Genomic DNA, 13,150 nt, shown 5'->3' with positions numbered 1-13,150 from the left:
AAGAGGAAGTCGGCTTACTCCGGCTTTGGTGCCGGGAATTCGGCGAGGCGCGCCGCATAACGCGCCATGGTGTCCACCTCGAAGTTGACGAAATCGCCGGCCTTGCGCTCACCCCAGGTCGTGACCTCCAGCGAATGGCGGATCAGGAGCACGTCGAACTCGGCGCCGGCGACCTTGTTGACCGTCAGCGACGTGCCGTCGAGCGCGACCGATCCCTTCGGCGCGACGAATTTCGCCAGATGCTCAGGCGCCCGCAGACGAAAGCGCACAGCGTCGCCTTCCGCTTCCACCGACAGAATTTCCGCCTTGTCGTCGACATGGCCGGAAACCAGGTGGCCGCCGAGCTCGTCGCCGATCTTCAGCGAGCGCTCGAGATTGATGCGCGTTCCCTTGGTCCAGCCGGCGATCGTCGTCAGGCGGAGCGCCTCTTCCCAGGCCTCGACCTCGAACCAGCGCTCGTTGCTGCCGGCTTCAGGCAAAGCCGTCACCGTCAGGCAGACGCCGGAATGGGCGATCGAGGCACCCATGTCGATGGTCTTCGGGTCGTAGCTCGTGGCGACACGCAGCTTGATGCCTTCTTTCAGCGGAGTGACGGCATCGACGGTGCCGATATCGGTAACAATGCCTGTGAACATCAGTTCTCTCTTTCGTATTCCTCGAACAGATCGTCGCCATACCGTGCCTCGGCGACGCGCCGGAAGCCTGCCGGCACGGACTTACGGTCAAATGGGGATGCAATGCCGTTTTCGCCAATGGTCCCCGGTCCGGTGTAGAGCTGGATACGGTCGACCAGATCAGCATCGAGAAAGGCGCGTGCAGCCACAGCACCACCTTCGACCATCAGCGAGGAGATACCGCGGGAAGCGAGTGCCGCAAGAAGGTCGGCGATCGAGCCGGCTTCGAGCACCTCGACACCGGCGGCCTCCAGGGCCGCCTTGCGTGCTGCTCGGCCGTCATCAACGTCCGCATCCGCATCGCCGGATCCGTCGCTGGAGACCACGATCACCGGGACCGCCCGCGCCGTTAACACCAGTTTGGAGGAAAGCGGCAGGTCAAGCCGGCGGTCGAGAACGATGCGCAGCGGCGAACGATGTTCGAGCCCCGGCAAGCGCACGGTCAGTTCCGGATCGTCAGCCGCAGCCGTGCCGATCCCGACCAGGATCGCGTCGGTCTCCGCGCGCAGCATCTGTACCTGCCCGCGCGAAATCGGACCGGTGATGCGCACTTGCCCCTCGCCCTTGCGGCCGATCATGCCATCGGCCGAAACCGCAAGCTTGAGAGTCACATAAGGTCTCTTGCTGACCTGGCGCATGAGGTAGGCTTCAAGCGCGTGATGCCCTTCCTCGGGGAGCACACCGATATCGACGGTGATGCCAGCATCGCGCAGGCGCACGACGCCACGCCCGGCAACCCGCACGTCCGGATCGAGGATCGAAATCACCACGCGGGATATGCCGGAGGCGACAAGCGCATCGGCGCAAGGCGGCGTCTTGCCGTGATGGGAGCAAGGCTCCAGCGTCACATAGGCCGTAGCACCCCTCGCCTTCGCACCGGCCTCCGTCAGTGCCTGGGTTTCGGCATGCGGGCGGCCGCTCCGCGCGGTTACGGCCCGGCCGACGATAACGCCGTCCTTGACGATCAGGCAGGCGACGGAGGGATTGGTGGATGTCTGTCCGAGATGGTGGCGAGCCAGCCTCAGCGCCGCGGCCATGAACCTCTCGTCTTCACGGTTGGGCGCTGTCATGGCTCTATCCAGCGTAGTCTACTCGCCGGGATCGCGCGCGATCTTGGCGCTGATCTCGGTGATGACCTTCTCGAAATCCTCCGCATGGGAGAAATCGCGATAGACCGAAGCGTAGCGCACGAAGGCCACGTCATCGAGGCTCTTCAGTGCTTCGAGCACCTGCAGGCCGATTTCTTCCGAAGGGATCTCGGTCTCGCCGGAGCTTTCGAGGCGACGGACGATGCCGGAAACAGCCCGCTCGATGCGGTCGCGATCGACCGGGCGCTTGCGCAGCGCAATCTCGAAGGACCGCAGAAGCTTGTCCCGGTCGAAAGGAACCTTCCGACCGGTTTTCTTGATGATCATCAGTTCACGCAACTGCACCCGTTCGAAGGTCGTGAAACGACCTCCGCAATCCGGACAAATCCGGCGGCGGCGAATGGCATTCCCGTCCTCTGCCGGACGGGAATCCTTCACCTGACTGTCTTCAGAACCGCAATAGGGGCAGCGCATGGGCGACCGATCACATGTAGCCGTACATCGGGAAGCGGTCGGTCAGCTTGATGACCTTGTCGCGAACACCGGCTTCGACGGCGGCATTGCCCTCGTCGGAGTTGGCGACCTTCAGGCCGTCAAGAACCTCGACGATCCGCTCGCCGATTTCCTTGAACTCGGCTTCCTTGAAGCCACGGGTCGTGCCGGCCGGCGTGCCGAGACGGACACCCGAGGTGACGAAGGGCTTTTCAGGATCAAACGGAATCCCGTTCTTGTTGCAGGTGATGAAGGCACGGCCAAGGGCGGCTTCCGCGCGCTTGCCGGTTGCGTTCTTCTTGCGCAGGTCGACGAGCATCAGGTGGTTGTCCGTGCCGCCCGATACGATGTCGAGGCCGTTGGCCTTCAGCGTTTCGGCGAGCGTGCGGGCGTTCTTGACGACCTGAGCCGCATAGTCCTTGAACGACGGCTGCAGCGCTTCGCCGAGTGCCACGGCCTTGGCGGCGATGACGTGCATCAGCGGACCGCCCTGGAGACCCGGGAAGACGGCCGAGTTGATCTTCTTGGCGATATCTTCGTCGTTGGTCAGAATCATGCCGCCGCGCGGGCCGCGGAGCGACTTGTGCGTCGTCGTCGTTGCAACGTGGCAATGCGGGAACGGCGACGGATGCTGGCCACCGGCAACGAGACCGGCGATGTGGGCCATGTCGACCATCAGCCAGGCGCCGACTTCGTCTGCGATCTCGCGGAAGCGCTTCCAGTCCCAGATGCGCGAGTAAGCGGTGCCGCCGGCGATGATCAGCTTCGGCTTGTGCTTGCGCGCCTGCTCGGCGACGTTGTCCATGTCGAGCAGGTGATCGTCTTCACGCACGCCGTAGGATACGACGTTGAACCACTTGCCGGACATGTTGACCGGCGAACCGTGCGTCAGGTGGCCGCCCGAGTTGAGGTCGAGGCCCATGAAGGTGTCACCCGGCTGCAGGAGCGCCAGGAACACGGCCTGGTTCATCTGCGAACCGGAGTTCGGCTGAACGTTGGCGAAGTTGACGCCGAAGAGCTTCTTGGCGCGCTCGATCGCCAACTCCTCGGCGATGTCGACGAACTGGCAGCCGCCGTAGTAGCGCTTGCCCGGGTAGCCCTCGGCATATTTGTTGGTCATGATCGAGCCCTGGGCTTCGAGCACGGCGCGGGAAACGATGTTCTCGGAGGCGATCAGCTCGATCTCGTGGCGCTGGCGACCCAGCTCCTTTTCGATCGCACCGAAGATGTCCGGATCGCTGTCGGCCAGAGAGCGGGTGAAGAAGGCGTCATTCGTCTGTGCAGTCATCGGCGCGAGGCTCCTCTCAAGGGTGGCAGTTCTTTAGCTTCCTCGCACGGCGAGAGCAATATCCGCTGTGCGGTTTGCGTCATTTCCCCCATCTGCCGCGCCGAAATATCGCGGCGCTCAACCCATGAAAAAGCCGCGCTCCCAAGGGAAGCGCGGCTCGAAGAATTCCGTGTCGCAAATTCGCTTATTGCGGCAAGGCGTCCTGGTCGACCGAGCCGGGCGACTGCTCGACGCCATAGGGGGTCTGCAGCGCCAGTTCGGTGGCACCGTCGCGCTGATAGATATCGTCGCGGAACTGCACGACGCCGTCCTTGGCAGACCAGGCGGTGATGTAGGTGAAGAAAACAGGGACTTCCTCGGCGAGCGTGATCGGCGTGTTGACGCCGGTCTTGATTGTCGCCTCGATCTGCTGGCGCGACCAGCCGGGCGTTTCCTTCAGAAGCCAGGTCGAAAGGTCGCGCACGTTCTGTACGCGCACGCAGCCCGACGATTCGAAGCGCATCAGCTTGTTGAACAGGCCCTGCTGCGGCGTGTCGTGCATGTAGACCTGATGCTCGTTGTGGAAGTTGATCTTCGTCGACGACATCGCGTTGATCTTGCCCGGGTCCTGGCGGAACATCAGGTTCGGTGCCTTCTCGGCGTTCCAGTCGACGGTTTCCGGCGACACTTCGCCGCCGCTGCCATCAAACAGGCGGATCGAGTTGCGCGCCAGATAGGTCGGATCCTTACGCATCAGCGGCATGATATCCTTCTGGATGATCGAGCGCGGCGCGGTCCAGTAGGGGTTGAGGATGACCTCGTAAATCTTCGAGTTCAGGATCGGCGACTGGCGGTCGATCTTGCCGACGATCGCCGTGTGGCGCAGCGCCACGCGGCCGTTCTCGACCGCTTCGATGTAGGCCGCAGGGATGTTGACCATCACGTAGCGGCGGCCGAGGTCGCCGGACATCGACTGCAGGCGCACGAGGTTGGTCTGGAGCTGGCCGAGGCGGGTGTTGGCGTCGACATTGATCGCCTTCAGCGTGTATTCGCCGATGACGCCGTCCGCCGGCAGGCCGTGGCGGGCCTGGAAGCGCTTGACCGCGCCTTCGACGTAGCTGTCGAAGGACGAGGAGATGCCGGCCGAACGCGGCAGGTCGCCGGAAACCATCAGGCGCTGGCGGAGCTGCTGCACGGACGGATCGGTGACGCCGAGTTCAAGCTTGACGCTGGTCTGGACCGACGGCCAGCCGCCCTGGGACACGATGTTCTGATAGTCGAAGATCGCTTGCTGCACATGGGCGATCGTTTCCGGGCCGAAAACCGGCGTGTTCGAAACGACCGTCGTCGCGGTTCGCGATGCCCCTTTCGCGTCGAACTGGTCGTCCCAGGAGCCGCGGCGAGGCGAATTGATGATCTCGTTCAGGGCGTCCTGTGCGCTTGCCGCGCCGGCGACTGCCACGGCGCCGAAGGTCGCTGCCGAGCGCAAGAAGGCGCGGCGCGAGAATGCATCAATTCCATTCTTTTTCGACATAATCCTACCATCCCAATGCGTCGGCACGCGCCCTATGCGCTGACACGCACGTTGCCGGAGCCCTAACACGATCGTGGTTAACAAAGGTCAACCAACGAGCCACCCTGCCCTCACATGTCTTCACGATGCCGCGAGTGAGGACCCTCATCCGGCAGGCGAAACGCGAAACGAATCCACACGCAGGAAAACACGTGGGCGCACCTACCGCATGTCGTCGTCGCTGTCATAGCAATATGGCCAATTCGTGTCTGGGCGCGAGCGAACGGGGACATGGCATGCCTTTTGCTTTTCGCTGGACGCGACGGGGTTGCAGCCGAACCGGAAACGGCAACATTTTGATTTACTAATGTTTTTGGTTTGAAAAATCACGCGAACGCGAGGAAAGCGTGCCGCAGCGGTGCAGCTTTTCGGCAACAGAACGGGGTGCCGCAAATGGCAAAGGTCGGACACGCAGGGATTGCGCCCGACCCTTGAACTGGAGGTTTTGGCCTGATTACAGGCGATACATGATCGAGTCGTTCCAGAAGCGATCGAGGCGCTGCAGGAGCTTGTTCATCTGGGTGAACTCGTCCGAGCCGATGCCGCCGACCTTCTGGATCGAGCCGACGTGGCGCTCGTAGAGTTTGGCAACGGTTTCGGCGATTTCCTGGCCGTCTTCCGTCAGGCTGATGCGGACCGAGCGGCGGTCGACGCGGGAGCGCTGGTGGTTGATCAGGCCGAGATCGACGAGCTTCTTGACGTTGTAGGAGACGTTCGAGCCGAGGTAGTAGCCGCGGGAGCGAAGTTCGCCGGCGGTCAGTTCCGAGTTGCCGATGTTGAAGAGCAACAGGGCCTGAACGGCGTTGACGTCGCTGCGACCTTCGCGGTCGAACTCGTCCTTGATGACGTCGAGCAGGCGGCGGTGCAGACGCTCGACGAGGTGAAGGGATTCCATATAGAGACCGCGGATGGTTTCTTCCTGGGGGTCTCGGGGCTGAACTGCCTGCGGCTTCATCTTGGTGTTCATTTGACTGCCTCACTGTTTTGTTTGGCGGTGTCTGTTTGTCTTCCCGCCTTGAGTGAGACCCTATCGAATACGTCTAAAATTCTACTTAAACCGCAGCCTTAACAAGAGCTTGCCATTTGGCGACCCTGTCTCAGGGTGAATCAACCCTTACCTGCCTGGCGAGCCGCCAGCGCTGGTAGAAGATCGCCGCGCGGAAAAGAACGAAGGTAACGGCAACCGCCGCATGCAGCACGACCAGCAGCGGACGGCCGCCGAAACTGGCCGGATAGAACTCGTACATCACGATCTCGATGGCTGCCGCAACCACCCAGACGACCGGCCCCCAGGAGACGAGCAGCCACAGGCCGAGGGCGGCGACCGGATAGATGACTGCAAGTGCGGTTGCGGCCGCCCGCCACTCCGGCGTCAGGAGATCGAAGCGTCCGGCGCCGCCATGGGAAAAGCCGATCAGCATGGCCCAGTAGTTCAGCGCGAACCAGATGCATGAGGCGGAGACCAGACGCAGAAAGAGACCGAAGAGGATCTCGGTCAGCGACGGTTTCGGCACATGGGCAGAATCATGAAGCATGGCCGGCAAGATAGGGCGGGTCTTTGCCATCCGCCAGCGGCATCGCGCCGTCCCCTCCCCCATGGCTCCTCTTAAAGAGAAGAAATGCCGCAGCCCGTTCGCCGGCCGCGCGGTTCCCAATGGCGGCCAGCCCATGATAAAGCGCTTGGCTATCGACGATTTTCACGGGAAAGGCGCGGCGCGATGAACGACAGGACAAATCTTGTGGACAGGGTCACCGGCCATCGCCGCATGCGCCGCAACCGCAAGGCCGACTGGACGCGCCGGCTGGTGCAGGAAAACCGCCTGACCGTCGACGACCTGATCTGGCCGATCTTCATCGTGCCGGGCGAGAACATCATCCAGCCGATCGACGCGATGCCGGGCGTCAACCGCATGAGCATCGACAAGGCGGTCGAAGCGGTGAAGGAAGCGGCCGATCTCGGCATCCCGGCGATCGCCACCTTCCCCAACATCGACCTGTCTCTGCGCGACGATACCGGCTCCAACAGTCTTGCCGCCGACAACCTGATCAACCAGGCGACCCGCGCCTTCAAGAAAGCCGTGCCTGAGATCGGCATCATCACCGACGTCGCGCTCGACCCCTTCACCAGCCACGGCCATGACGGCATCCTGCGCAATGGCGAGATCGTCAACGACGAGACGGTCGAGACGATCGCAAGGGCGGCCATCGCCCAGGCGGACGCCGGCTCCGATATCATCGCCCCCTCCGACATGATGGACGGACGCATCGGCGCCATCCGCCAGGCGCTCGACGCTCACGGCCACCAGAATGTCGGCATCATGTCCTATGCGACGAAGTTCGCCTCCGGCTTCTACGGTCCCTATCGCGAGGCGATCGGCACCGGCGGCCTTTTGAAGGGCGACAAGAAGACCTATTACATCGACCCGGCCAACGGCACCGAAGCGATCCGCGACGCAGCCCTCGACGTCGAGGAAGGCGCCGACATGCTGATGGTGAAGCCAGGTCTGCCCTATCTCGATATCTGCTGGCGGATGAAGGAAGCCTTCGGCCTGCCGGTCTTTGCCTATCAGGTGTCCGGCGAGTATTCGCAGGTGAAGGCGGCGGCTGCCAACGGCTGGATCGATGGCGAGAAGGTGATGCTCGAAACGCTGCTCGCCTTCAAGCGCGCCGGCTGCGACGGCATCCTCAGCTACTTCGCGGTCGAAGTGGCCCGCATTCTCGCCAAAGGCCGCTGAAACGCACCGCTTGATCCCGGCTCCGATCCTTGTTTTGCAGGGAATGCCATCCCATATCCTTGCTGCAACCAAACGAGGCTTTGACCGATGACCATGCACAACGAAGAACTGAGGCTGCCGAGCAATGACTGGCGCGCCTATCAGGGCGTGCTGTCGCGACGCGTCTTTGCCTTTTTGCTCGATTACGCGAGCATTGCGCTCCTCTGGATCCCCGCGGCGGTCGTCGTCTTCTTCCTCGGCATCCTGACGCTCGGCCTCGGCTTCATGCTTTATCCGGCGCTCTTTGCGATCGTCGCCATGCTCTATTTCGGCCTGACGGTCGGTGGCCGCGAACAGGCCTCTCCCGGTATGCGCTTGATGGGCCTGGCGATTGCTCGAACTGATGGACGCCCGATGGACTTCCTGACGGCGATCGTCCACCTCGTCATCTTCTGGATCGCCAACGCGCTGCTGACGCCGCTGATCCTGCTGATCGGCCTTTTCACCGACCGCAGCCGCCTGCTGCACGACCTGCTGATCGGTACCGTCACGGTGCGCCGCGACATGTATTGAAACCGGCGCAGGCATAGAGCTGAAAGCGTAAGGCGGTGTTTTCCGCCTCACCGCCGCCACCTATTGTGGTCACCACTAAAATATCGGCCGGCGCAGGCGGAAGCGGCAAACGAGTGAGTTGACGTTTTCCATTCTTGCGCCATGCTACTGTCATGAACCACAGCGCGAAGAGTGACCTCCGCACTCGATGAACACACAGACCGCACCGTCTCCGCAATTTTATCTGACTGCGCCGGCAGCCTGCCCTTATCTGCCGAACGAGATGGAGCGGAAGGTTTTCACCCACATGGTGGGCGAGCGCGCGCCCGAGCTCAATGATCTCCTGACGCAAGGCGGCTTCCGACGCTCGCAGAACATCGCCTATCGCCCGGCTTGCGAGACCTGCCGCGCCTGTATTTCGGTGCGCATCCTCGCCAACGAGTTCAAGCCCACCCGTTCCATGCGCCGGGTGCTTGCCGCCAATCACGACGTGATCTCGGCGGAATATCCGGCCGAGCCGTCGAGCGAGCAGTACAACCTCTTCCGCCGATACCTCGACCGACGCCACCAGAAGGGCGGCATGTCGGACATGTCGGTGCTCGACTATGCGATGATGGTCGAGGACACCCATGTGCACACCAAGATTATCGAGTATCGCCTGAGGGTCGAAGGCGACGGCGTCAGCGAGAAGGCACGCGGGCCGCTGATCGCTGCGGCGCTCACCGACCGCATGGGCGACGGACTGTCGATGGTCTACTCCTTCTTCGACCCGACGCAGGAAGAGCGGTCGCTCGGCACCTTCATGATTCTCGATCACATTCGCCGCGCCCGGGAGCGCGGCCTTCCCCACGTCTATCTCGGCTACTGGGTGAAAGGCTCGCGCAAGATGGGGTATAAAACAAAGTTTTTGCCGCAAGAGCACCTCATGGCCCGTGGCTGGGAGCGCTATGAAGGCGGAGACACCACCCTGGAAGCCGCTCCTACGAAAACGGGTTAGAAATTGAGTTCATCTTCCGATGCCGCGATGCACCGGCGCGGCCTTGCCATCACCGGCCTCGGCGGCCTTGCCCTCTCCTTCGACATTCCGCTCATCCGATCCGCCGGCGGCGACGTCTGGTCGCTGCTCGCCGTGCGCAGCCTGTCGACTTTCGTGATCGCGCTCGGCGCCTGGTTCGTACTCAACCGGGTGCTCGGCCGGAAGATTTCGCTGCTGCCGGGCAAGACCGGCCTTTTGGTCGGCGTCTTCTACGGAATCAATTCCTGCACGTTCCTGCTCGCCGTCTTCAACACCTCGACGGCGAATGTGGTCTTCATCCTCGCCTTCACCTCGATGTTTGCCGCCATCCTCTCCTGGATCTTTCTGAAGGAGAGACCATCGAACGCGACGCTCGTGACCATGCTGGTCATGGTGCTCGGCGTCGGGCTGATCGTCCAGGACGGACTGGAAAGCGGTCACCTCTTCGGCGACGCCATGGCGGCATCCTCCGCCTTTCTGCTGGCAAGCGCGATTACGATCAGCCGTGCGAGCAAGCGCGACATGGCGCTGGTGCCACTGGTGACGGCGATCTTCCCGGCGGCCGTCGCTCTCCTGATGCTGCCGGCCGGCGGCTTCACGATCGCCGCCCCCGGCTACATCCTCTTCAACGGCCTGGTGATGATCCCGCTCGCCTTCTTCTGCCTTGCGACCGGGCCGCGTTATCTCTCAGCCCCGGAAGTGGGCATGTTCTATCTGCTAGAGACTATTCTCGCGCCGATCTGGGTCTGGATGGTCTTCGCTGAAACGCCGACAACGCAGACGCTGATCGGTGGCTCGATTCTCGTCTTCGCGCTGATCGGCCATTCGCTTTGGCAGTTGCGCAGCCGGTCGCTGAGAGCGGCCGTTGCCTGCGCCGAGTAACGCTGTTCAAGACTTGTCGTCGCGCTGACCGCTGGGCCGCGGACGACGCTGCTTGTGGTCGACGCCCCGATCGCGCACCGGCAGCGGCTCCTGCGGCTGTCCCAGCGAAGCCGGGCGGACGCCGGGCATCTCTACGCGCATGACCCACAGTTCGCGGTTGGTGTTGATCCAGGTGGCCGCGACGCTCAACGGCGCCGGATTGCCGATCAAGGCCTCGCCGTCGCGCCGTTTGAGGCGGGTGACGAGGCCTGCAGCCTCCAGGAGCGCGATGTGCGTCTCCAGCTCTTCGCGGGTTGCCGCGACGGCTACGGCAATATCGGCGACGCGCGCCTCACCGGCAAAAAGGATCTCGAACATCCGGCGGCGGACCGGGTGGGCAAGGGCCAGCAGGACGTCATCAAGGGCTGTGGCATTCGGCATCGCTGTCATCCCTGTTGGACGCGCAGTGATCCATTATAGCCTTCCGGCTTACAAGCGCCAGTTGCGCCTGCGTTTCATTTGGATTTCCAATGATTTAAGAGACTGCGCCAAACTGCGCCAAAACGAAACAGGAGCCACGCGGCCTCTCGACCGCATGGCTCTCCTTATCCCGGTCAGCCGCTGAACTTGCCGCTGCGCGGGAAGCCCTTCGGAACGACGCGGCCGGCAGAAGCGCGGTCGCCCTGCCATTCGATCAGTTCGTCCTTGGTCTTGGTAAAGACCCGGCCGGCGCTGTCTTCCCAGACGAGACCGTCGGCGATCGTGAAGCAGCGAATGTCGGAGATGCCGCCATCCTTGTAACGCTGCAGCCGCACGCCCTTGCCGCGTGCCATCTCGGGGATCTGAACGAGCGGGAAGACGACCAGCTTGCGGTTTTCGCCGACGACGGCCACGTGATCGCCCTTGACCGGAACGACCAGCTTCGCTTCGTCGCTGGCCGAGACGTTCATCACCTGCTTGCCCTTGCGGGTATTGGCGACGATATCACTTTCGGTGACGACGAAGCCGTTGCCGGCGACCGAGGCGACGATGAGCTTGCGCGCCGGGTCGTGAACGAAGGCCGTCAGGACGTCCTGATCGGTCTCCATGTCGACGATGATGCGCAGCGGCTCGCCATGGCCGCGACCGCCGGGCAGCTTGTCGCCGCCGAGCGTATAGACCTTGCCGCCTGTCGTGAAGACGAGGATCTTGTCGGTCGTCTGCGCCGGGAACGCCACCTTCAGCGCGTCACCCTCCTTAAACTGGAGCGAAGACGTGTCGGAGATGTGGCCCTTCAGCGCGCGGATCCAGCCCTTCTCAGAGATGACGACGGTGATCGGTTCCTTCTCGATCATCGCCTGCTGGATCGCCTCTACGTCGGCTTCCGGCGCATCGGCAAAGGTGCTGCGGCGCTTGCCGATCTCGGTCGCCTTGGCAAACTTCTTTTTGACTTCGCCGATTTCCCAGGCGACGGTCTGCCATTGCTTTTCGTCGGAGGCGAGCAACGCCTCGATCTCGGCCTTCTCCTTCGAGAGCGCATCGAACTCGGTGCGGATCTCGAATTCCTCGAGCTTGCGCAAGGAGCGCAGGCGCATGTTGAGGATCGACTCGGCCTGGAGATCGGTGAGCGAGAACCGCTCCATCATCACCGTCTTCGGCTCATCCTCTTCGCGGATGATGCGAATGACTTCGTCGATGTTCAGATAGGCGACGAGGTAGCCGCCGAGGATTTCGAGCCGGCGGTCGATTGCGGCCAGCCGGTGGCGCGATCGGCGCTGCAGCACTTCGCGGCGATGCGCCAGCCATTCCGACAGCACTTCGTTCAGTGCCATGACCCGCGGCACGCGTCCGAGCGACAGCACATTCATGTTAAGCGGAATGCGACTTTCGAGCTCGGTCAGCTTGAACAGCGATTCCATCAGGATGCCGGCATCGACCGAACGGGTCTTCGGCACGAGGACGATGCGGATGTCTTCGGCCGATTCGTCGCGGATGTCTTCGAGCAGCGGCAGTTTGCGGGCGACCAGGAGCTCGGCAATCTTTTCGATCAGGCGGGACTTCTGCACCTGATAGGGGATTTCGGTGACGACGATCTGGTAGCCGCCGCGCCCAAGGTCTTCCTGCGCCCAGCGGGCACGAACACGGAAACCGCCGCGGCCGGTGCGGTAGGATTCGGCCATGCTTTCCCGGCCTTCGACGATCACGCCGCCAGTCGGGAAGTCGGGCCCTTCGATGCCGCCCTTTTGCGGGTTGGCCGGATCGTAAAGCAGATCCTCGACGGTCGCGTCGGGATGGCGGATGAGATGCAGCGCCGCGTCGCAAAGTTCATGCGCGTTGTGCGGCGGGATCGAGGTGGCCATGCCGACGGCGATGCCGGTCGCGCCGTTTGCGAGCAGGTTCGGGAAAGCGCCGGGGAGCACGGTCGGCTCCTGGTCTTCCTCGTTGTAGGTCGGGCGGAAATCCACCGCGTCCTGGTCGATGCCTTCCAGGAGCAGCGAGCAGACGTCCGTCATCTTCGCTTCGGTGTAGCGCATCGCCGCGGCGTTATCGCCGTCGATGTTGCCGAAGTTGCCCTGGCCGTCGACCAGCGGATAGCGGATCGCGAATTCCTGCGACAGGCGCACCAGCGCGTCGTAGATCGAGGCGTCGCCGTGCGGGTGGAACTTACCCATCACGTCGCCGACGATACGCGCGCATTTCTTGAACGAGGAGTTGGGGCGCAGCCCCATCTCGCTCATCGCATGCACGATACGACGATGCACGGGCTTCAGCCCGTCTCGGACGTCCGGAAGTGCGCGGTGCATGATGGTCGACAAGGCATAGGCGAGGTAACGCTCTTCCAGCGCCGCCTTGAGGTCAACCGGCTGAATGTGATCGTCCCCGCCTGACGGGGGATTGAGGCTTTGTCCCATAGGTTCTTGCTAGCGCAACAAAC

The 13,150-nt window shown here is 62.8% G+C and carries 13 protein-coding genes and 1 pseudogene; 5 read left to right on the top strand and 9 right to left on the bottom strand.

Features of this window, described 5'->3' with window-relative positions:
* Positions 1–14: 14 nt before the first annotated feature.
* The 7 genes from IB279_RS06500 to IB279_RS06470 all read right to left on the bottom strand — a co-directional run bounded on the left by IB279_RS06500 (position 15) and on the right by IB279_RS06470 (position 6,629).
* A complete protein-coding gene (locus IB279_RS06500) occupies positions 15–635 on the bottom strand; it encodes a riboflavin synthase (RefSeq protein ID WP_060522164.1) in 621 nt (206 codons plus the stop codon).
* Positions 635–1,744 (bottom strand): bifunctional diaminohydroxyphosphoribosylaminopyrimidine deaminase/5-amino-6-(5-phosphoribosylamino)uracil reductase RibD, encoded by a 1,110-nt coding sequence (ribD, locus tag IB279_RS06495; RefSeq protein ID WP_113188291.1) that lies wholly within the window; start codon positions 1,742–1,744, stop codon positions 635–637. Before ribD ends, IB279_RS06500 begins: the two co-directional genes overlap by 1 nt.
* 18 nt (positions 1,745–1,762) lie before the next feature.
* Positions 1,763–2,236, bottom strand: coding sequence for a transcriptional regulator NrdR (nrdR, locus tag IB279_RS06490; protein WP_034803756.1), 474 nt, complete (start codon positions 2,234–2,236; stop codon positions 1,763–1,765).
* Between the two features lie 10 nt (positions 2,237–2,246).
* Positions 2,247–3,542, bottom strand: a complete 1,296-nt coding sequence (gene glyA / locus IB279_RS06485) for a serine hydroxymethyltransferase (RefSeq protein ID WP_034803759.1) — start codon at positions 3,540–3,542, stop codon at positions 2,247–2,249.
* Between the two features lie 184 nt (positions 3,543–3,726).
* Entirely contained in the window at positions 3,727–5,055 is a 1,329-nt protein-coding gene (locus IB279_RS06480; protein ID WP_034803761.1) for a murein L,D-transpeptidase, read from the bottom strand.
* 493 nt (positions 5,056–5,548) lie between these two features.
* A complete protein-coding gene (gene ldtR, locus IB279_RS06475) occupies positions 5,549–6,061 on the bottom strand; it encodes a transcriptional regulator LdtR (RefSeq protein ID WP_034803764.1) in 513 nt (170 codons plus the stop codon).
* A gap of 130 nt (positions 6,062–6,191) precedes the next feature.
* Positions 6,192–6,629, bottom strand: coding sequence for a DUF6163 family protein (locus IB279_RS06470; RefSeq protein ID WP_034803767.1), 438 nt, complete (start codon positions 6,627–6,629; stop codon positions 6,192–6,194).
* Between IB279_RS06470 and IB279_RS06465 the strand changes: the two genes are divergently transcribed.
* The 5 genes from IB279_RS06465 (at position 6,628) to IB279_RS06445 (ending at position 10,257) form a co-directional block, all read left to right on the top strand.
* Positions 6,628–6,816, top strand: a complete 189-nt coding sequence (locus IB279_RS06465; RefSeq protein ID WP_060522162.1) for a hypothetical protein — start codon at positions 6,628–6,630, stop codon at positions 6,814–6,816. The genes IB279_RS06470 and IB279_RS06465 overlap by 2 nt on opposite strands.
* Positions 6,813–7,829 (top strand): porphobilinogen synthase, encoded by a 1,017-nt coding sequence (gene hemB / locus IB279_RS06460; protein WP_112983843.1) that lies wholly within the window; start codon positions 6,813–6,815, stop codon positions 7,827–7,829. The genes IB279_RS06465 and hemB overlap by 4 nt, the downstream gene beginning before the upstream one ends.
* Positions 7,830–7,916: 87 nt before the next feature.
* Positions 7,917–8,381 carry an RDD family protein gene (locus IB279_RS06455; protein ID WP_113188290.1) on the top strand — a complete coding sequence of 155 codons (465 nt, stop codon included), beginning with the start codon at positions 7,917–7,919 and terminating at the stop codon, positions 8,379–8,381.
* A 187-nt stretch (positions 8,382–8,568) separates the two neighbouring features.
* On the top strand, positions 8,569–9,357 hold the full coding sequence (locus tag IB279_RS06450) for an arginyltransferase (protein ID WP_034803779.1): 789 nt from the start codon (positions 8,569–8,571) through the stop codon (positions 9,355–9,357).
* A 3-nt stretch (positions 9,358–9,360) separates the two neighbouring features.
* Positions 9,361–10,257, top strand: a complete 897-nt coding sequence (locus tag IB279_RS06445) for a DMT family transporter (protein ID WP_060522160.1) — start codon at positions 9,361–9,363, stop codon at positions 10,255–10,257.
* Positions 10,258–10,383: 126 nt separating this feature from the next.
* Here the strand turns inward: IB279_RS06445 and IB279_RS06440 are convergent.
* Together IB279_RS06440 and parC are read right to left on the bottom strand one after the other, a co-directional pair.
* Positions 10,384–10,677, bottom strand: a pseudogene (locus tag IB279_RS06440) (transcriptional regulator); the annotation flags it as partial.
* A 173-nt stretch (positions 10,678–10,850) separates the two neighbouring features.
* Positions 10,851–13,127, bottom strand: a complete 2,277-nt coding sequence (gene parC, locus IB279_RS06435) for a DNA topoisomerase IV subunit A (protein ID WP_034803783.1) — start codon at positions 13,125–13,127, stop codon at positions 10,851–10,853.
* Between the last annotated feature and the right edge of the window lie 23 nt (positions 13,128–13,150).

The sequence above is a fragment of the Ensifer sp. ENS06 genome, assembly GCF_014852205.1.
Classification (GTDB): domain Bacteria; phylum Pseudomonadota; class Alphaproteobacteria; order Rhizobiales; family Rhizobiaceae; genus Ensifer; species Ensifer adhaerens.
This window is presented reverse-complemented; position numbering and strand designations above follow the sequence as displayed.